18 protein-coding genes are annotated in these 18917 nt (G+C 33.4%); 5 read left to right on the top strand and 13 right to left on the bottom strand.

Annotated elements, in window-relative coordinates:
- Nucleotides 1-33 precede the first annotated feature (33 nt).
- Complete coding sequence (locus FLACHUCJ7_RS24440) at nucleotides 34-2769, bottom strand: TonB-dependent receptor (protein WP_180910873.1); 2736 nt, start codon at nucleotides 2767-2769, stop codon at nucleotides 34-36.
- Nucleotides 2770-3064: 295 nt separating this feature from the next.
- Here FLACHUCJ7_RS24440 and ychF point away from each other — a divergent pair, with 295 nt between their 5' ends.
- From ychF to FLACHUCJ7_RS24420, 4 genes are all read left to right on the top strand, one after another.
- Nucleotides 3065-4159, top strand: coding sequence for a redox-regulated ATPase YchF (ychF, locus tag FLACHUCJ7_RS24435; RefSeq protein ID WP_180910872.1), 1095 nt, complete (start codon nucleotides 3065-3067; stop codon nucleotides 4157-4159).
- A 403-nt stretch (nucleotides 4160-4562) separates the two neighbouring features.
- Entirely contained in the window at nucleotides 4563-5240 is a 678-nt protein-coding gene (locus tag FLACHUCJ7_RS24430; RefSeq protein WP_180910871.1) for a TIGR02117 family protein, read from the top strand.
- 8 nt (nucleotides 5241-5248) lie between these two features.
- Entirely contained in the window at nucleotides 5249-5923 is a 675-nt protein-coding gene (locus FLACHUCJ7_RS24425) for a hypothetical protein (protein ID WP_180910870.1), read from the top strand.
- Between the two features lie 101 nt (nucleotides 5924-6024).
- Nucleotides 6025-6939 (top strand): YihY/virulence factor BrkB family protein, encoded by a 915-nt coding sequence (locus tag FLACHUCJ7_RS24420; RefSeq protein WP_078229631.1) that lies wholly within the window; start codon nucleotides 6025-6027, stop codon nucleotides 6937-6939.
- A gap of 42 nt (nucleotides 6940-6981) precedes the next feature.
- Here the strand turns inward: FLACHUCJ7_RS24420 and FLACHUCJ7_RS24415 are convergent, their stop codons facing one another.
- The 12 genes from FLACHUCJ7_RS24415 to murQ form a co-directional block, all read right to left on the bottom strand.
- The gene (locus FLACHUCJ7_RS24415) at nucleotides 6982-8793 is read right to left on the bottom strand and encodes a cytochrome-c peroxidase (protein WP_180910869.1); all 1812 of its coding nucleotides are present in this window, start codon (nucleotides 8791-8793) and stop codon (nucleotides 6982-6984) included.
- Between the two features lie 74 nt (nucleotides 8794-8867).
- Nucleotides 8868-10346, bottom strand: coding sequence for a PhoX family protein (locus FLACHUCJ7_RS24410; RefSeq protein ID WP_180910868.1), 1479 nt, complete (start codon nucleotides 10344-10346; stop codon nucleotides 8868-8870).
- A gap of 162 nt (nucleotides 10347-10508) precedes the next feature.
- Nucleotides 10509-11138, bottom strand: coding sequence for a 3'-5' exonuclease (locus tag FLACHUCJ7_RS24405; RefSeq protein ID WP_078229628.1), 630 nt, complete (start codon nucleotides 11136-11138; stop codon nucleotides 10509-10511).
- Nucleotides 11139-11140: 2 nt separating this feature from the next.
- Nucleotides 11141-13054 (bottom strand): DUF294 nucleotidyltransferase-like domain-containing protein, encoded by a 1914-nt coding sequence (locus FLACHUCJ7_RS24400; protein WP_180910867.1) that lies wholly within the window; start codon nucleotides 13052-13054, stop codon nucleotides 11141-11143.
- Nucleotides 13055-13196: 142 nt separating this feature from the next.
- Nucleotides 13197-13970, bottom strand: coding sequence for a TerC family protein (locus tag FLACHUCJ7_RS24395; protein ID WP_180910866.1), 774 nt, complete (start codon nucleotides 13968-13970; stop codon nucleotides 13197-13199).
- Nucleotides 13971-14003: 33 nt separating this feature from the next.
- Nucleotides 14004-14375: a hypothetical protein gene (locus tag FLACHUCJ7_RS24390; RefSeq protein WP_031454869.1), complete on the bottom strand. Its 372-nt coding sequence runs from the start codon at nucleotides 14373-14375 to the stop codon at nucleotides 14004-14006.
- A 142-nt stretch (nucleotides 14376-14517) separates the two neighbouring features.
- A complete protein-coding gene (locus FLACHUCJ7_RS24385; RefSeq protein ID WP_180910865.1) occupies nucleotides 14518-15093 on the bottom strand; it encodes a DUF1572 family protein in 576 nt (191 codons plus the stop codon).
- A gap of 2 nt (nucleotides 15094-15095) precedes the next feature.
- Nucleotides 15096-15668 carry a pentapeptide repeat-containing protein gene (locus tag FLACHUCJ7_RS24380; RefSeq protein WP_180910864.1) on the bottom strand — a complete coding sequence of 191 codons (573 nt, stop codon included), beginning with the start codon at nucleotides 15666-15668 and terminating at the stop codon, nucleotides 15096-15098.
- Nucleotides 15656-15970: a type II toxin-antitoxin system RelE/ParE family toxin gene (locus FLACHUCJ7_RS24375; RefSeq protein WP_180910863.1), complete on the bottom strand. Its 315-nt coding sequence runs from the start codon at nucleotides 15968-15970 to the stop codon at nucleotides 15656-15658. The genes FLACHUCJ7_RS24380 and FLACHUCJ7_RS24375 overlap by 13 nt, the downstream gene beginning before the upstream one ends.
- Nucleotides 15955-16185, bottom strand: coding sequence for a hypothetical protein (locus FLACHUCJ7_RS24370; protein ID WP_180910862.1), 231 nt, complete (start codon nucleotides 16183-16185; stop codon nucleotides 15955-15957). The genes FLACHUCJ7_RS24375 and FLACHUCJ7_RS24370 overlap by 16 nt, the downstream gene beginning before the upstream one ends.
- Before the next feature lie 27 nt (nucleotides 16186-16212).
- Entirely contained in the window at nucleotides 16213-16434 is a 222-nt protein-coding gene (locus FLACHUCJ7_RS24365; protein WP_110348270.1) for a DUF6095 family protein, read from the bottom strand.
- 198 nt (nucleotides 16435-16632) lie between these two features.
- The gene (gene murQ / locus FLACHUCJ7_RS24360) at nucleotides 16633-17445 is read right to left on the bottom strand and encodes an N-acetylmuramic acid 6-phosphate etherase (protein WP_180910861.1); all 813 of its coding nucleotides are present in this window, start codon (nucleotides 17443-17445) and stop codon (nucleotides 16633-16635) included.
- 178 nt (nucleotides 17446-17623) lie between these two features.
- Here murQ and FLACHUCJ7_RS24355 point away from each other — a divergent pair, with 178 nt between their 5' ends.
- A complete protein-coding gene (locus FLACHUCJ7_RS24355) occupies nucleotides 17624-18772 on the top strand; it encodes a helix-turn-helix domain-containing protein (RefSeq protein ID WP_180910860.1) in 1149 nt (382 codons plus the stop codon).
- Nucleotides 18773-18917 lie beyond the last annotated feature (145 nt).

Below are 18917 nucleotides of genomic sequence, written 5' to 3'. Positions count from 1 at the left end.
ACTCAGGATTTTTTGTTTTTGTTTGTAATTTGGTTAAAAATTAAAACCAAGTCTTGCATAGTAGTAAGCACCATTGAACCCCATTTGCACCGCATCCCAATAACCACCGGCTTCAACCCAGTCATCTTGCTGGTCAGGGTAAACATTTAATAAGTTATTAGCTCCAATGCTTAACTTAGTAGATTTACACAGTTTAAATCCTAAAGTCAAATCCGTCACAATTTTTGCTCCGTAAGTATCTGTAGCAGCTCTTTTTTGGTTTGAAAATACCTGTTCATCGGTTTCAGAAGGGCTAGTTCTATAATCTTCCGGATCTTCATCCATTTGATAATCTAGTAGTTTTACTTCGCTGAACCTGGTAAATGCCAGTCCTGCATCGAACCATTTTCTTCCATAGTTTAGGTTCAGACCAAATTTATTTGGCGGAGCAGAGGCAAGTAAAAAGGCTTTGTCACGTTCTCCAAAGAATGTTTTTTCGTCTAAATCACCATTTTTCACCTTATCAATTTTCATATCATTGATGTTCCCAACCAAAGTTGCTCCAAATCGATTTTCGTTAATTGTTTTTTTCCATGCTAAAACTACATCAAGTCCGGTTGTTTTTGTATCTACTCCATTTACAAAAAATTGTGCTTTATCTACATTAAGTCCTAAACCTGAAGCATCAAAATACCCCGTCAATACAATTCTGTCTTTTACATTAATTAAATAGCCATCTACAGTTGCGGTAAAATCTCCAAAATTGGCCGTTAAACCTAAAGATGCGTTTATAGCTTTTTCTTCGTTTAGATTATCAATACCAAAAGCTTTCGTTACAGGGCTGTTGTTGGGAGAAAGCAATACTTCTGTAGCACCTCCGGAGCTGAAATTTGTAAAACGTAAGTTATAATAAATTTGGGCTAATGATGGTGCACGGAATCCTGTACTAACAGAACCTCTTAAATTAATATGATTAGTAAGCATGAGCCTTGAGGCTAATTTTCCGTTTATGGTACTGCCGAAATCACTGTAATTTTCAAAACGGACAGCACCGCTTACCATAAAAGATTTAGTAAAATCTAATTCTGCGTCTGTATACAATGAAAGATTAGTCCGGCTTTTGTCAACAACGTTATTTGGACTATAGCCAGGAAAACCTTGCGAACCCCCGGGTCTTGAAATTGTTGGTGAAGAATCTGGATCAGTTGGGTCATATTCTGGATTTGGAATAGTAGGAGCACTTTGATTCGCAGGGTCTGTAATAGGACTTCCGTCAGTATCATAAGTTGCATAAGAACCTTCCTCTCCAGCAAAAATATTGAATTTTTCTGTTCTGAATTCTGCTCCAAAAGCAAGATTTAATCCATCAAGAACACTTTCATAATTCTTTGAAATGTCAAAATTGGTGGTGTTTTGTGTTAAGCTGTGCCCACCGGCATCAAACTCAGTTGGAGAAGCTTCAAGTAAAGAAGCATTGATAGTTCCTTTAACGTAGTAATGAAATAAATTTTTTCCAAATGTATTGCTAAAGTCAATTTTCCATCCGCTGGCAGTTTGCGTCCTGATTCCTGCTGCAAATGAATTATCTATTATATTAGAGGTGATTCTTGGTGTGTAGCCACCAGGATATACTTCTTCTACAACTCGTTCTCCATCATTTCGGGTAAAGGCATAAGCATCTGTATCTCTGTGATTTTTTCCGCCAAAGGCATAAAATTCAGTTTTATCGGAGATTGGGAAAGCTAAATTTCCAAATAAGTTAAAACTCTGAATTGCAGCTTCTCCAAAACCTTTTCTAAAATCAAAGCCCGGACGCAAAGTTTTATTCTTATTCAAATACTCAGTAGAAAAATTTGCATAACCGCCTTTATCTCCTATAGAAACACCATAATTAGCAGTTACTTTTACCGATCCTCCATCAAATGCCTGATCTTTTCCGAAAGTATTTCCATTGCCGTTTTGATCTAATCGGTAACCATCAGTATTTGCAGTACCTTCAGGAAAATCTCCTTTTGCATTAGTATTGTAAACGCCATAAGTTACAGATCCTGTAAATTCATCAACAGTATCATTCAATACAATATTAATAACTCCTGCAATCGCATCAGAGCCATATTGTGCGGCAGCACCATCTCTTAAAATTTCAATTCTTTTAATTGAAGAAGCCGGAATTGCATTTAAATCGGTTCCTGTATTCCCACGTCCTCTTGTTCCGAATAAATTTATAAGAGACGACTGATGTCTTCTTTTTCCGTTAATCAAAACCAAAGTCTGGTCTGGTCCCAGACCTCTTAAAGAAGCCGGATCAACATGGTCAGCTCCATCTGATCCTGATTGTTTATTGGCATTAAATGAAGGAGCTACATATTGTAATAATTCATTGATTTCAAGTTTTCCGCTCTGTGTTGTAACATCTTTTACATTAATAACATCAATAGGAACAGCTGAATTCACAACAGTTCTTTTAGTATTTCTGGAGCCTACAACTACAACATCATTTAAAATCTGTCCACCGTTTTCATCCAGAACAATATTGAGATTATCACCCGAAACTGCTTTTTCTACTGTCAAGAAACCGACGTAACTAAAAATTAAAGTTGCGTCTTCTTTTACTTTAATACTATATTTTCCTTCGAAATCAGAAGAAACGCCGTTGGAAGTTCCTTTTTCAATAATATTCACTCCCGGCAAAGGATTGCCTGTTTTGTCTTTTACAATACCCGTGACTTCTTTTTGGGCAAAGAGAAAAGCTGTATTCAGAAATAATAAAAATAATGCAATCTTTTTCATGGTTGATGGTTTTTTTTGGTTTGTTTTTCATTGTTTGTTTTTATAAAAATACAATTATTTAACAAAACATTAATAAAAAGTTTAAAAATTTTCTGACACCACTTTAAAATTGTATTAAAGCACATTTTTACTTCACTCCCGAGGTATTAAATCTTATATTTGCAAAATTTTAAAGCCAAAAAATATCATTTTGGCAGAAACCAAAAGAATCAAGTAGTTCATAAAATATTAAATTACAAGGATTAATGTTGAACATAAACATTAAAAGGCCGAATAAATAAATAGAAACAAACAGATGAAAGCAGGAATTGTAGGATTACCAAATGTTGGAAAATCAACATTATTTAATTGTTTATCTAATGCAAAAGCGCAGAGTGCCAACTTTCCGTTTTGTACAATTGAACCTAATATTGGTGTTGTAAATGTTCCGGATCCAAGAATCAACAAATTAGAAGAATTGGTAAAACCAGAACGTGTACAAATGGCAACAGTTGATATCGTTGATATTGCAGGTTTGGTAAAAGGGGCAAGTAAAGGGGAAGGTCTTGGAAACCAGTTTTTAGGAAACATCAGAGAGTGTAATGCTATTATTCACGTTTTACGTTGTTTTGACAATGATAATATTGTACACGTTGACGGAAACGTAAACCCAATTCGTGACAAAGAAACAATCGATATCGAGTTGCAGTTAAAAGATTTAGAAACAATAGAAAAACGTTTAGAAAAAGTAAAACGTGCTGCAAAAACCGGAAACAAAGAAGCGCAGACTGAAGAAGCCTTATTGAACAGAATTAGAGAAGCTTTATTACAGGCAAAATCGGCGAGAACAATTATTCCTCAGTCAAATGATGAAGAAGTTCTAATGGAAGGTTTTCAGTTAATTACAGCAAAACCAGTTTTATATGTTTGTAACGTTGACGAAAGTTCTGCTGTAAACGGTAACAAATATGTAGATCAGGTACGTGAATTAGTAAAAGATGAGGATGCAGAAGTTATCATTCTTTCTGTTGGAGCTGAGGCTGATATTACTGAATTAGAAAGCTATGAAGAGCGTCAGGTTTTCCTTGAAGATATGGGATTAACAGAACCGGGAGCATCCGTTTTAATTCGTGCTGCTTACAAGTTATTAAAACAACAAACTTACTTTACAGCAGGTGTAAAAGAAGTTCGTGCCTGGACCATCAATATTGGAGCAACAGCACCACAGGCAGCAGGAGTTATCCACACTGATTTTGAAAAAGGTTTTATTCGTGCGGAAGTTATTTCTTATGACGATTACGTTCAGTACGGTTCTGAGGCAAAAGCTAAAGAAGCAGGAAAGTTCAAAGTAGAAGGAAAAGAATATGTAGTAAAAGATGGAGATGTAATGCATTTCCGTTTTAACGTTTAATCTTTTAGATAAAAGAATCAAGAAGAAGAAGATTTGACTGCTGGAGAAATTCAGCGGTTTTTTTATGTTTTAATTCGTGAAAAGAGAAATCAGTTTTAATCTGCAAAATCTGCGAGGAAATAAATAATAAGCACCTATTTCCAGCTTTCCATTTCAAGATTTTTTCCAAATTTATTTTTTTGCCAGGCAATAAAAAGAGCTTCTTCCAGTCGCTTTTTTATCACCGCAAAAAATATAAATTCAAAAAAAATGCTTTCCATTGCAATCTGGGGTAGTCAGCAAATAGAGGGCTTTTTATTTTAAAAGAAAGAAATGAAAACAAAATTTGAAAACTAAAAAAATTTTGGCTCAAAAATTGGTTACAGAAAAATCAACCAATAACTAAATCTAAAACCAATCAAAAATGCTAAAAAAAACTTTCAAATTTCTCGGCTGGACACTTTTCGGAATTTTCGCTTTCCTTGCGTTGTACATTTCATCAGTTCTTCTAATTTCAAAAATCACTGTGAATTCTGATATCGCTCAGGCAGAAGAACAAAATGCTGTTCCGATTTATATTCTTTCCAACGGTGTTCACACAGATATTGTGGTTCCCGTTAAAAACGAAATTAAAGACTGGCGAAACGAAATCCAGTTCGGTCAGACGAAATCAAAGGATTCTTTGATGAATTATATCGCTTTCGGCTGGGGTGACAAAGGTTTTTATCTTGATACGCCCGAATGGTCAGATTTAAAAGCAAGTACAGCATTAAAAGCCGCATTTGGTGTAAGTTCGTCTGCAATGCATACCACATTTTTTAAACAATTAAAAGAAGGCGATGACTGCAAACGAATCCTGATTTCAAAAGAAAATTATCAAAATCTGGTAACTTATATTTCAGATAGCTTCAGTGATTCTCTTCATCCTCAATGGATTCAAGGTCACAGCTACGGAAAGAAAGATGCTTTTTACGAAGCAAAAGGAAGCTATAGCCTTTTTTATACCTGCAATACCTGGGCAAATAACGCATTAAAATCCGCAAATCAAAAAGCAAGTCTGTGGACAGTTTATGATAAAGGGATTTTTTGCCATTATAAATAAAAGCAGTTATGAAAAAGTCAATTTTAATGCTGATTTTAGTAATTTCTTTTGGTGCTTGTAAAAAATTTAGGATGCGACCATGTCCTGATTGTTTTTTCTTTTATTTTGAGAATCCACAACCTTTTAATGATACTGAACTTGATCATTTTCCATATAAATTTAGAGGATTGTATATTGATAAGGATTCTTCTTTTTTAAGAATTGAAGAAGACAGAATTATAGCTAAATATTTTAGAAAATATAAGATGGATAAAATTGAATTCGATTCAATAAAGCAAGACTTTAAAATCGAAGGTAATTTGGTGATAGAAAAAAAATCTGACAAAAAAATGTATATTCACACTAAGGGAGATTCAATAGAATTTACAGAACCTTATATAGATACTATTTTTAGATTGTCATACTATCAAAAGCTTAAACGTATTGATGGTCAATTGGTGCTAAGTATAAAAGACTCTATTTTTTGGAAAACGCAATTTTTTAGCCTGAAAAATAAAACACTTAAAATAAAAGAAATCTATTTGCCGGATGACTTAAAAAAACTTGATTCTGTAACTGTCGTTAAAGCTGAAAAGGTAGACTCAATATCGTACTTAATAAAACCAACAAGAAGCGAATTCAAAAAGATTTTAAAAATTAAAAAGTTGGGTTTTGATCAGGAATATAAAAAGATTTCAAAATAAGGTTCACATGGTAAAAATGTAAAAATCGATTAAAAATCAGGAATTAAAAAATTTCTAATATTGCTTAAATTTGAGATAATATCAAAAAAAAATTAGCAAAAATGGAAAAGCAGAATATTTTCTCAAAATCATGGTATTTACTAAAAAAGACTTTTTTTGCTTTTTTGGATGATGATGCAATAAAATTAAGTGCTGCATTATCATATTACACCATCTTTGCATTACCACCATTATTAATCATTATTATAACCATTTGTGGTTTCTTTTTTGGAGAAGAAGCAGTAACAGGTCAGCTGTATGGTCAGATAAATGAGCTGGTAGGAAACGAAGCTGCCAAACAAATTCAGGAAGCCATAAAGAATGTACAGCTTTCAGACAGTAATGTTTTTGTGACGATTTTTGGTGTTATTATGCTGCTTATAGGAGCATCCGGAGTTTTTGCTGAAATTCAGAGTTCCATTAATTATATCTGGGGATTGCGTGTAAAACCCAATAAAGGTTTTAAAAAATTTGTACAAAACAGACTAATGTCTTTTTCGATGATAGTTTCAGTAGGTTTTTTGATGCTGGTTAGTTTAATACTCAATGCTACTTTAGATGTTTTGAATGCAAGATTAAAAATTTACTTCCCGGAAAGTACTGTATATCTGTTTTATGTGACTAACATCTTAATCGTTTTAGGAAGTATTGCGCTTCTTTTTGCTATTATTTTCAGAACACTGCCTGATGGAAATATAAAATGGAAAGATGCTTTTATTGGAGCCGGTTTTACATCAGTGCTGTTTATGATTGGTAAGTTCGCTATAGGTTTTTATTTGGGAAGCTCTACTATTGCTAATGTGTACGGCGCTGCAGGTTCTGTTATTATAATTTTGGTATGGGTTTATTATTCGGCTATCATTTTATATTTTGGAGCTGAGTTTACAAAAATCTATGCAAAAACTTTTGGAGGTAATATTTCTCCAAATGATTATTCTGTCGAAATTAAGAAGGAGATTTTTGAAATTCGTAAATAAAAAACTGGGTGCATTTTTAACACCCAGTATATTCATTGTAAGTTATTGGTATCTTTTGTCAGTCAGGGTTTTCATAAACGCTACCAAAGCAGATTCTTCTTTTTTGGTTAGTTTAAGCTGGTCAAAAGGTAAGGTTTGGTTCTCTACTGCGTAACCTAAACCTTTTCCGCCTCCCTTATTATAAAAATCTACAACTTCTTCTAATGTTGTAAATACACCATTATGCATATAAGGAGCTGTTTTGGCAACGTTTCGGATAGAAGGTGTCTTAAAGGCATTTTTAAGCTGATCCATTTTAAACTGATTGTACTTTCCTAAATCCGGACTTATTTCTTTTGCGGTTTTATCTTTTGGAGTTCCAATTACTTCCTGTTCAGTTTTACTGTAATTAGGAGGTACAGTTCCGTTAAATAAAGGAATAAAATGACAGGTAGCGCATTTTGCTTTTCCTGCAAAAAGATTAAATCCGAGTTTTTCTTCCTCACTAAAATCATTTGATTCACCTCGCATGTATAAATCAAATTTGGAATCAAAATCATTCAAAGAGCGAATGTAAGAGGCAATTGCATTTTGTAATTGCCATTCTTCGATTTTATCAGTTTCAGGATAAGCTTTTTTAACTAAGGCTTTGTATTTTTTGTCATTATTGATAAAAGGAATAATTTGGCTGAATGAACCATGCATTTCCTGTTCATTTTGTACAACATCAACGCTTTGTTTTTCTAAATCAATTTGTCTTAAATCCCAAAATAATGCATTTTGTAAACCCGCATAAGTAAGGGTAGGAGTATTTCTCGGCAAATCGAAACCATCTAAGGAAAGATTTGTTTTTCGTCCGTCTGTAAATGCTTTTTCAGGAACATGGCAAGTTGCACAGCTTCTTTTTTGATCTTTTGAGATTGATGTATCGAAAAATAATTGATTGCCTAAAGCAACTTTGTCTACAGAATAAGCATATTCTGTAGAGGGAATAAAAGCATTAACATTGAAAGCATTTTTTTCAAAAAGAGTAGCAGCATTTGGGTTGACTGCACTGTTTTTATTGATATTTGTAATGTGGTTTTGCTTTTGCAATTCAAAAATTGTTTTCGAAATTACATTCAGATAATCTTTAATGAATGTTGCTCTGTCAAAAGTATTAAAGACTTTGTTTTTGGAACAATATGAAATGCTGTTTGCAATTGTCTTTTTTAATTGTGACTTTAAATCTGAGGATTCCTTAGAGTTATTTTTGCAGGTTTTTAAAACGATTGTTTGAATTGAGACAAGAACAGGAGCAACTTCATTTATTGATTCCTGTGCTACAGGAGAATCAAAACCGGTGATTCCTAATGTTAAAATTCGGTAAACCTCAAATCGGGCGGCATCGATAACATGTTTTTCTCCAATACTTATAGCGTCTAAATGTTGTTTTACTTGTACAATATTTGCACGCATTATTGCTATTTCACGAATCAGATCTGTTTTATTAGTGATGTCGTATTTAGGAAAAATCAGTTCTTCGATAACCTGAAAGCCATTTGGAGGCAAAAATTTATTCTCTTCAACTTCAAGCTCATCTAAAGCAGGACCATTAATAAATCTTGCTGTTTCGGGCACAAAATATTCAACTGCCCATTCTGTTTTTTTATATAAAGTTCTGGTTTCTTTAAAACAATCCTGAATTTTTTTGGAATCTTTTTCGTTTTCAGCAAGCTTTTTGAAAAGCACTATTTTGTTTTCAAGTTTTTCCAGGTCAATCAAAAGATCCTGTTTAACAGAAGTTTCAGTTTTTTCTTTTGTACAGCTTGTAAAAAAAGTCAGAAAAGAGAAAAGAATAGGAAAAAATATGTTTTTGATAAAATCAATTTTCATTGTAGGATACTTTAATAAATAGCAAAAACAACCCAGTAGAAAACTAGATTGTTTTTGTTGTAATTGTGGTAAAATTATCTTTGTACGTTACGAATAATTACAGTTTGGCCTCCTTCTTTATTTGTGCTCACTCCTGAACCATCTGCATTTTTGAATGCATCATTTTGCCATGTATGAGGATGAATATTTAACGTGAAAGTATCCGGGATACCAATAACATCAGATATATCTTCCATTGCACCATATTCCCAGCTTCCAAATCTCATTTCACCAGATTGATTGTATGTGCTATTCCAGTAAGTATCATTTCTTTTGTGGTTCATGTTTAACCAAGGTTTATTGGTTTTTTTAGCAATATTATATTGCCAGATATAAGAATCATGTTTTGCATTACCATAATAACTGTCCCCATCTTCCTGAATATAAACGTAGTTTTCTGTTACACAAAGGTTATCAGGATTGATAACACCAATTCCAGGTGTAGAATCTCCTTCAACAACTAATTCAAGTTTTCCTTTTAATGGATCTTTTGCATCCAATACTAATTTATATACTCTTCCCCACATTGTGTAACCTTCTACAGGATCAGTGCCATTTGAAGATTGTCCCGTAGCGGTAAAATAAACTTCTCTGTTGTTTTTTGCTGATCCTTTTCTGTAATCAATGTCTTCAACTCTTGAGAAACGTATTGCTTTTAAATTATTTACCGTTGTATTAATTTCAGCTCCTGTAATGTTTTTGGCATTCGGAATTTCAACAAATGATACATCGAAAGAATTTCCGATAGTCATAGTAGTTTCTACCTGAATGTTATCATTTCTTTTTAAGGCGTATAATTTTCCGTTATTTAAATCTCCTACAGTAGAAACATACATAATTACCTGACCGGCACTTGCATGAGAAGTAGCGTAAGATTGATCTTCTCCCATTATAATGACAGTTTTACCTGGATATGCTTTTTTGGTTAGCGGAACAGCGTTTTCCATACTTGCTTTTCCTAAGGCAGCTAAAACCCTGTCTTTTCTGTTTTTATCTGTTGCTGGTGCAAGTGGGTTGATACCGTGAACCATACTTTCCTGTCCGCTTTCTCCTGCGGTTAAAAATATAGGGCCAAAACCATGAATTTCAGGTGTAGCCAAAGTTGCAGAACAAAGTCTCGTTTGTCCTCCAACAGCATCAACGATATAATCTCCTTTTACAGGTTTTAAAGTTTTGTCAAAATAAACTCTTGATACCGATTGTATGATTTCATGGTTAGTAATCATTATAAAACCATCACCGCTCGGATCTTTCATAAAACCGGCTCCATCGGGCTGCCCAGCATAAATAAATGAAGGACTCTCCGGTAATGCGTCTGTTGTTGAGATTAAAGTTGAAATTTCTAAATTTTCGAAGCCTGGCTGGGCAAATACAAAAGCGGGAATATTTGATTTAGTAGTAAAATCAATTTCTTCATTTATTTTATTGCTGTCATTATCATCATTCTGACAACTAATTACAGAAAACCCTGTAATTCCAAGTAATGCAATGGATCTTAAAAATTTAAATTTCATAACTGTTTTTTTGTTTTTTTGATTGAAGCAAAGCTATCTCCGAAAAACAAAATGTATGTTATGTTAAATTTTTCTTATTGCTAATAAATGATAAGAGATGTATTATGAAATAGTTAAAATGTACAAATAAATGTAAATTTAAGTTTCATAAAAATATCTTAATTATTTAAAAAGCTGATTTAGAGAAACCTCTTTTTTCTCTCTCAGTTTTTTTATAATTTTTAAAAAAGCGATGGCTGTAATATAAGCGTCGCCCAGTGCAGTATGACGGTCTTTTTTTGAAATATCAAATTTATCAGCCAAATCATCTAATGTGTAATGATCTTTTCGCTCAAATAAATGTGATTTTATTAAGGTTTTTTTATACAAAATCCCTGTATCAAGGGATTTGTTTTTTAATTCAGGAAGACCATTTCTTTCCAAAGCTTTATTGATCATAGTTATATCAAAATAAGCATGATGTGCAATAATAATTGCACTTCCTAAATAGTGTAGAAATTGTTCTAATGCTTCAGCCTCAGAAGGGCGTTTTACAATAAAATCTTTCAGGATACCATGAATCTGGGCAGTCGACTCATCATAATGATCCTGTTCTATATAAACTTCAAAACTGTCCTGAACTGAAATAGTGCCATTTTGCAATACGAGTGCTCCAATACATAAAATGCGGTCGTTTGTAAAATCAAAACCAGTTGTTTCAGTATCGAGAACGACAAAACGTGTTTCTTCAATAGTTACGTTTTCATCGAAAAAATTTTCTTCTTCCTTCTGCCAAAAATTAAATAGACTCATTTTTATACAATATTAGAAACATTAAAACGTACCGAAATTAATTCCTGAAGTTCTTTGATGGTTTTAAAAGTTCTTTTCAGTTTTATTTTCTCCATTTTCGAAAGGGATTCCAAAGCAATAAACTGCCCTGAATCATGATGTAAAAGCCCTTGTTTGGTTCTGAATTTCAATAAGGCTTTAAACGAATACGAACACGATAAATAAAGTTCACGATTTTGAGGTTCAAGTTCTGCCAGTTTTTCAAAACGTTCCGCTGTGTTGCTGATAGATTTTACCGAATGCGATAAAATTAAAACCCTTGCAGCATCTGTCAGAGGCATTAAGGCTCTTCTTTTAATATCGAACTGATCTTTATTGGCGCCATCCTGTTCAACTAAAAATTGCCTGAAAAATCCGGTTGGGGAAGGACTCTGCAAAGCGCCGCTCACCAAATGAACATAAAAAATAGGATTCGCCTTTACATTCTCAAATATCGAATCTGATAACTGGTCTACAATTTCACGGTTTCCGTATTTTACACTGTAATCAAAAAAGATAAAAGATAACAGAACTTCATTTTTACCCGGATTTTTAATCCAGTATGCTACCTGATCCTTCCATTCGTTCAGACTCATGCACCATTTTGGATTAGAGGCCATCATTTCGGCAGGGCAATATTCGTAACCAATAGTAAAAAGTCCTTTGTTGATGTAGGTTGCTAATTTTAGAAAATAGGCTTTGGTTTCATCCTTAAAAACTTCGGAAACGTTTTCATATACAATCGCATTATCCTGATCGGTATGCAGCATCTGCTCATCACGACCCTGACTGCCCAATGCTAGCCAGGTAAATTTTACAGGAGGCGGTGTATTCATTTTTTCCAGCGAAATATCAATAACACGGGTTACACAGGCATCATTTAATTCGGTTATGATTTTTGTAATCAGTGTCATCGGGATATTTTGGTCAAGATATCCCTGAAGCAATTGCATGATTCGGGCTCTTATAGGTTTAATCTCCTTAACTTTTGTCGTCCTTTTTAAAGCTTTGATCAAAACTGCCGGATTATTTCCCAGCGAGACCATAAGGTCGTGTTTAGACAAAATACCAACCGCTTTTGTATTAACAGTTCCGTCTTTGGTTAGGCACAAATAGCTTATATTACTTTTAATCATCGCCATTTGAGCCTCGGTAACCGTCATTTTTTTGGAATACGTAATGACAGGAGACGTCATAATTGTTTCGGCTGTTGTCGTAATAGGGTAGTCGCCTGAAACAATTTTGTTACGCAAATCTTTATCCGTAATAATTCCGATTGGGAGCATCTCATCTACAATTAATATCGCTCCGACTTTTTTCTTGGTCAGTATTTTAGCAATTTCTTTTGCCGTGGTTGATGGTCCGCAGGTAACAATCTTTTTTGAAAATTTTATCGGCTGTAAGTCAAATATTTCTTTGTCGGTATTCTGTTCATGCTGCGCAATCACTTCACCGTATAAATTGTTTTTATGGACTTCTGAATAAGGATTTTTAGTATTCGAAGCATAACTTTCGATCAGGAAATTTCCAATCGCCTTATTTTCTAAAGCATAGGGCTTAAAAACGGCAATAGGTATGGCATACAGAATACTTTCTTCATAAGTACTGGCTTCCATAACATAATTTTCCTGTGCCAAAAGCGGTCTTAATCCAAAAATATCACCTTCATCACACATGTCCAGGGTTTTTTGATTCTTTTTAAGGGCAACAGCTCCTTTGTGGACTACATAAAAGGAATCATGGGTCTTTTCGTTTTCAGAAAAAATCACTAAATCCTTTTCTTTATATATGATTGAAATCTGTTCAGATAATTTTTCAAGATCTTTTTGATTCAAAAGATTAAAAGGAGGGAAGCTCTTTAAAAAATCAGCAACTCTATGCGAAATGGTATTTTTCATGTTGGATTACGTTCTGAATTTAGAATTAGAAAACAGTATTGTAAAAGAAACAAATTTCAGTATCTATTCAAACTATATTTTTTGAAAAATCAGGTTTATTTGTGAAACAAAAAAGTTCCTCAAGGGAACTTTAAAATTTAAGCTATAATTTTTTCTTTCGTATTCGCATATTGATAAATTCGACAGCCAGAGAAAATGTAATGGCAAAATACAAATAGCCTTTCGGAATAGCTCCAATGTGTTCGCCAATCAGCTCGGCATTAGATAAATGCATGCTTTCAGTAATCAGCATAAACCCAATCAGGATTAGGAATGAAAGTCCCAATATTTGGATCGAAGGGTTTTTATTAACGAAATTTCCAACCGGAACGGCAAAAAGCATCATAACGACAACGGAAATAATAACTGCTGTAATCATGATAGTCAGTGCACCTTCAACACCATTCGTCATACCAACAGCGGTTAAAATAGAATCAACAGAGAAAATTAAATCGATTAACAGAATTTGTACAATAACATTCGAAAAAGATTTCTTTGCAGCAGATTGGATGTTCTGTTTTTCTTCTCCTTTATGGTCTACTTTTTCACTGATTTCTTTGGTACTTTTATATATCAGGAACAATCCTCCTAAAAATAAGATAATTGCCTGTCCGGTAAAATCAGCTTCAAACCAGCCCCAGTGAATACTGAATACTGTAGCTTTCATAGCAATCAAATACGAGATTCCCAATAGCAACACAATTCGCATAAACATAGCCAGAAACAAACCAATCCGGGTTGCTTTTTTCCGGTCCTGCTCAGGTAGTTTTCCTGTAACGATCGAAATAAAAATGATGTTGTCAATTCCCAGAACAATTTCCAGAAATGTCAGGGTTAGTAATGCAATTAAAGCATCAGGGTTTAAAAATACTTCCATGTAAATTTTAATTTACATTCAAATTACTATTTTTTATTCGATTTTAAAAACTTTTCCGTGCTGTTTTTCCTCAGAACCAACCATTCCAAATTCAAAAGTATACGAATCTTTCGAAGTCGTTAATATTTTCATGCTGATTGCTTTTTCTTCTGCCATGTTTTTCGGATGTTTTTTCTGCAAAACATATTCGCAGTCACTTACCCAGCGTATGGTTGAAGTGTCTGTTTTGCCCTCAAAAGTTTCAATTTCAATACTGTCTTTGCGTTCAAAAATCGTTGTTTTTTTTACGCCGTTTACTTCAAATTCAAATTTAAATTTACCGTTTTTGAAATCTTTGCAGTTGTGTTCTGCATTATAACACGATACCAAAGCAAGTATTGGGAATAAGAATATAATTTTTTTCATTTTAATAAGTTGTTTTTTTAGGAGCTGATTCCTGCTTTCCACTGCAATCTTTTTATTTTTAAAGAAAAACAAAAAGGATTTTCGTTGCAATCAGGGCTAGGGCAGTCGTTTTTATCAGGTAGAATTTTAAAAGAGAGAAGAATTATTTCAGTCTGTTTAATTCATCATCGGTAAAGTTCTTTATTTCTTTTTCTTTGGCAAACTTTTCGGCATTGTAATTCCCGGATTTGTTTTTCGGAATCGATAAGCTGTTCCAGGAGCTGTTTTTCAATTGTTTCGCATAAAAAACAATCTGCCCGATATGATACGGATAATGCGCCAATTGTCGATTAATAGCTTCAATAACCGTATGGCCTTCATTCCGAATATAAATGATATCAGAAAGCTGTTCGGGTTTCAAATTGTTTAAAGCGTCAAAAAAGGTATTCCAGCCTTTACTCCAGATTTCCAGCACTTCTTCTTTTGACTGCAAATCATTTTCGAACTCGGCATCCCGATTGCGCCATTCTTTTTCACCGTCAGAAGTTAAAAAGTCTGTCCATCGTGACAGCATATTTCCTGAAATATGTTTGATTATAGTTGCAATACTATTGGTGTCTTCGTTTAAAGTAATAAAAAGCTGTTGAGGTTCGAGCTGATCGATAGCTTTTTCGCCCAGCATTTTATAATACAAAAACTGCTTTTTAACGCTTTCCAGATAAGATTCGTTCGTTTCCATCATTATACAATTTTAATGTCGTATTTATCTAAAAGTCCCACGATTCCCTGAGTAGAAAACTGTGCTTTTTTCATCGGGTTAAATTCGGGATCGATTTTATAATTGTAAGCTGTTCTAAAATCAACTGCAGCCAGTTGGGTTTCATTAAAAATAGCACCATCCAGATCACAATTATCAAAAACCGAACTGTTTAAATTGGTTCCTATAAAAGTAACTTCCCTTACAGAACAATTGATAAACTTGGTTTTGGCCATTTTCTTATTCGAAAAAATAGCGTAATCTAAAGCAGTTTCTTCAAAATAAACCTGAAATAAAAAGTCGTCACATTCGTTAAAAGCAATTCCTAAGAGCTTACAGTTTTTAAAAGTCACATTCTTTAAACTCGTTCCTGCAAGGTTTGTCATCGACAAATTACAGTCGATAAACTCGCAGTCCAAAAAGGTATTGTAAGCAAAATTACTGTTGGAAAAATCACAGTTTTTAAAAACGCAATCCTCAAATTCACGGTTATTTATTCTTTTGTCAATGTAAATGACTTTTTCAAATGTTTTCTGAATGTGGATTAGGCTTTCCATGAATGTTTTTGTGGTTTTTGAGCGTTGTGTCGCACTCTAAGAATATAGATAATTTCTTCTGTTATTTGATATGAGATCCCATAATCATAAACAGAATAGACTCTGAAACTACCGTCATTATTTGCTTTTTGTTTGTCGGCTTTATAGATTGTCGGACTAGTTTTTAATATTTCGGTACTTCCAAAAATAGTGTTAATTGCGTTATCAGCAATTGTGAGTGATTTGCTTTCAAAGAAAATATAAAAATGAATGTCTTCTAATTGATTTAAAGCATTGATTGACCAAACTATTTTCTTCCCCATTTTTTTGCAATTTCATTTGCCTGGTCTTCAGTATAGAAATTACCTTTTTTAATGTTTTCTAAGGCATTTTCAATGTCTAAATTGTAAGCCGCATCTGAATCAACAGTAGTATTATTTACCGATTGTAAAAGATGTTTTAATTTTTCGACAAAAGAAGGGTCTTTAACTTTGTCAATTTCCTGATGAATCCAATTTATTTCTGCTTGTAAATCCATGATAAATAGTTTTAGTAAAGATACGAATTAGTCATTAAACAAACCTTTCATAATAATTTTCAATCCGTAAAAAATTAGAAACATAGCACTCAGACAGGCCACAATACCAATTCCTAAAACCAGATAGTGCCAGGCGGTATGCTGATTCATAAAAGCGTTATAAATCAATGAAGGCCCAATAAATAATAAAGGCAACGAACCTGATAAATATTTAATTCCTTTTCCTAATAATTGTTTATTTGTTGCCATTTGTTTTTTGTTTCAAGTTTTGAAAAGTTTAAGGTTTTTATCCCAATCTTGTCATTTCGACGTGAGGAGAAATCACACTTGTAAATCGATAAAGATTGGAGAGATACATTGCGGAGCTTCTTATTTAATTTCTCCTCACGTCGAAATGACAAACTTTATGTTTATAAAAAGTCATCTTACATCTCACAAAAATCCTTTTTACTTTGTATAATTGTCAACAGCATTTCTCACGCTGCCATATTTTTTCAATAAATTACTTGCTTCTTCATACGAAACCGGAATTTCTCCCATAATCATTTTTACACCACGGTCCACCAGTTTGATGTTGCTCAGCTGCATATCGACCATTTTGTTCCCTTTTACTTTTCCAAGCTGAATCATCGAAGCAGTCGAAATCATATTCAGGACCAGTTTCTGTGCAGTTCCTGCTTTCATTCTTGAACTTCCGGTTACAAATTCCGGTCCTACAACAACTTCAATAGGGAATTTTGCTGTTAAAGCTAAAGGGCTTCCCGCATTACAGGTAATACAGCCTGTAGCAATATTATTTTGATTACAGATTTCCAATCCGCCAATAACATACGGAGTTGTTCCCGAAGCCGCAATTCCAATCACGATATCGTTTTGATTGATATTATGTGCCTGCAGGTCAATCCAGGCTTGTGTTGAATTGTCTTCGGCATTTTCTACGGCACGACGAATAGCTGTGTCACCCCCCGCAATGATCCCGTTTACCAAATCAAAAGGAACTCCAAAAGTGGGCGGACACTCAGAGGCATCTACAACTCCCAAACGTCCGGATGTTCCGGCCCCGATGTAAAAAATACGTCCCCCCAATTTTAAATTTGCAACAGTCTGCGCAACTAAAGCTTCGATTTGGGGTAATGCTTTTTCGACAGCATAAGGTACGGTTTTGTCTTCGTTATTAATATTAGTCAGCAGTTCCTGAACTGACATTTTCTCTAAATGTTCGTATTTTGAAGATTGTTCGGTTGTTTTTGTAAACGTCATTTTTGTCGAAATAGTTATTCTCCAAAATTAAACTTTTTTAAGCAAATGAGCGAAAAGTACAAGTCAAACTTATAAAGATTTTAAATCTTTTTTTTATATTTTCTTTTTGACGAAAGCAATTTTAGACGACTCTCTAAAAGAACTAAAATCTTATATTTGTTATATAATTAAGACAAGAATGGATATAATAAGTTTTTTAACCGGCATGGCCAAAATCTCAGTTTTTGTTTCATTATTGCTGGCATTTTTTTTACTTACTGTAAAAACAAAAAATAAATTAGCAAACAGATTATTTGCTTTCTATTTAATATTTTTTGCCATTGATAACAGTGGTATTTTCATTGATGAAGAATTTATAAAAAGCCATTTTAATTTAGAATTTTTCAGATGGTCCGTTTGTACTTTGATACTGCCTGCTTTTTATTTGTACGTACTATCAGTTTGTTTTGCAGATTTTCGTTTAAAAGCGAAGCATTTACTACATTTAATTCCATTCATAATTACAAATATTGTATTTGTATTAAGACTCTACCTTTTAAATACAATAGAAAAGCAATTGTTTTATGATCAACGTGATCAATCGCCTGAGATGTACATTTTGTTTCTTCTTTTGGGAATACAAACGATAGCATATAGTATAGGAATATTTGTGGTGCTAAAAAAGTATAAGGAAATATATCAGGAAAATTATGCAAATCCCCGAACGTCTATTTTTAAATGGTTGTTTCAAATAACAAGCGCCCTCTTTGTTTTATATTATCTGTCTATAATTAAAAATATCGTGAGATATGCTGATTTAGATTTTCTATGGATTTGGTCCAATACCATTTTACAATTTCTGGTTTTAACAGTAACATGCTGGTTTGTATTAAAAGCCTTGAATTATCCGGAACTTTTTCGCGGGATCGATTCTAAATTGCAATTGGCAAGAGACATTCTTCCTGAGCAAAACGAAAATATTACAGAAATAAAATCCAATCAAAACGAGGGGATTGTAACTCAAATTGCTACATTAAAAGACTATATGAAAGAAAAAGAACCATTTCTGGATCCGTCGCTTACCATTCAGGAACTTTCGAACCAAATTAATATTCCGGTTCGGGATTTATCCGTTTTAATTAACCATCATATGAATCAGCACTTTTTTGATTTTGTAAACGAATATCGCATTCAAAAAGCAATGCATATTTTAAAAGATCCTTTAAAAAGAGATTTGACCGTTTTAGAAATTCTGTATGAAGTAGGTTTTAACTCAAAATCGTCATTTAATACTTCCTTTAAAAAATATACTAATCAAACGCCTACAGCTTACAGAAACGCTTTATAATTAGGCTTTTGTAAAAAGTCGTACTTGCGCATTAATAAAGTCGAACTGATTTCTTAGGCAGAAATTGGTTCGACTTTTTTTTGTCGGTCGAATCTGGAAAATTTCTAAGGCAACTTTGCTTCATATTAATTGAAACAAGTCGAAA

Source organism: Flavobacterium salmonis, from assembly GCF_903819435.1.
GTDB classification, from domain to species: Bacteria; Bacteroidota; Bacteroidia; order Flavobacteriales; family Flavobacteriaceae; genus Flavobacterium; species Flavobacterium chungangense.
The sequence above is the reverse complement of the archived record's forward strand: the minus strand, read 5'-3'. Positions and strand labels throughout refer to the sequence as shown.

Excerpts from the sequence above, each read along its gene's own strand:
- FLACHUCJ7_RS24440 (WP_180910873.1), bottom strand. The coding sequence starts at position 2,769 with ATGAAAAAGATTGCATTATTTTTATTATTTCTGAATACAGCTTTTCTC.
- ychF (WP_180910872.1), top strand. The coding sequence starts at position 3,065 with ATGAAAGCAGGAATTGTAGGATTACCAAATGTTGGAAAATCAACATTA.
- FLACHUCJ7_RS24430 (WP_180910871.1), top strand. The coding sequence starts at position 4,563 with ATGCTAAAAAAAACTTTCAAATTTCTCGGCTGGACACTTTTCGGAATT.
- FLACHUCJ7_RS24425 (WP_180910870.1), top strand. The coding sequence starts at position 5,249 with ATGAAAAAGTCAATTTTAATGCTGATTTTAGTAATTTCTTTTGGTGCT.
- FLACHUCJ7_RS24420 (WP_078229631.1), top strand. The coding sequence starts at position 6,025 with ATGGAAAAGCAGAATATTTTCTCAAAATCATGGTATTTACTAAAAAAG.
- FLACHUCJ7_RS24415 (WP_180910869.1), bottom strand. The coding sequence starts at position 8,793 with ATGAAAATTGATTTTATCAAAAACATATTTTTTCCTATTCTTTTCTCT.
- FLACHUCJ7_RS24410 (WP_180910868.1), bottom strand. The coding sequence starts at position 10,346 with ATGAAATTTAAATTTTTAAGATCCATTGCATTACTTGGAATTACAGGG.
- FLACHUCJ7_RS24405 (WP_078229628.1), bottom strand. The coding sequence starts at position 11,138 with ATGAGTCTATTTAATTTTTGGCAGAAGGAAGAAGAAAATTTTTTCGAT.
- FLACHUCJ7_RS24400 (WP_180910867.1), bottom strand. The coding sequence starts at position 13,054 with ATGAAAAATACCATTTCGCATAGAGTTGCTGATTTTTTAAAGAGCTTC.
- FLACHUCJ7_RS24395 (WP_180910866.1), bottom strand. The coding sequence starts at position 13,970 with ATGGAAGTATTTTTAAACCCTGATGCTTTAATTGCATTACTAACCCTG.
- FLACHUCJ7_RS24390 (WP_031454869.1), bottom strand. The coding sequence starts at position 14,375 with ATGAAAAAAATTATATTCTTATTCCCAATACTTGCTTTGGTATCGTGT.
- FLACHUCJ7_RS24385 (WP_180910865.1), bottom strand. The coding sequence starts at position 15,093 with ATGGAAACGAACGAATCTTATCTGGAAAGCGTTAAAAAGCAGTTTTTG.
- FLACHUCJ7_RS24380 (WP_180910864.1), bottom strand. The coding sequence starts at position 15,668 with ATGGAAAGCCTAATCCACATTCAGAAAACATTTGAAAAAGTCATTTAC.
- FLACHUCJ7_RS24375 (WP_180910863.1), bottom strand. The coding sequence starts at position 15,970 with ATGGGGAAGAAAATAGTTTGGTCAATCAATGCTTTAAATCAATTAGAA.
- FLACHUCJ7_RS24370 (WP_180910862.1), bottom strand. The coding sequence starts at position 16,185 with ATGGATTTACAAGCAGAAATAAATTGGATTCATCAGGAAATTGACAAA.
- FLACHUCJ7_RS24365 (WP_110348270.1), bottom strand. The coding sequence starts at position 16,434 with ATGGCAACAAATAAACAATTATTAGGAAAAGGAATTAAATATTTATCA.
- murQ (WP_180910861.1), bottom strand. The coding sequence starts at position 17,445 with ATGACGTTTACAAAAACAACCGAACAATCTTCAAAATACGAACATTTA.
- FLACHUCJ7_RS24355 (WP_180910860.1), top strand. The coding sequence starts at position 17,624 with ATGGATATAATAAGTTTTTTAACCGGCATGGCCAAAATCTCAGTTTTT.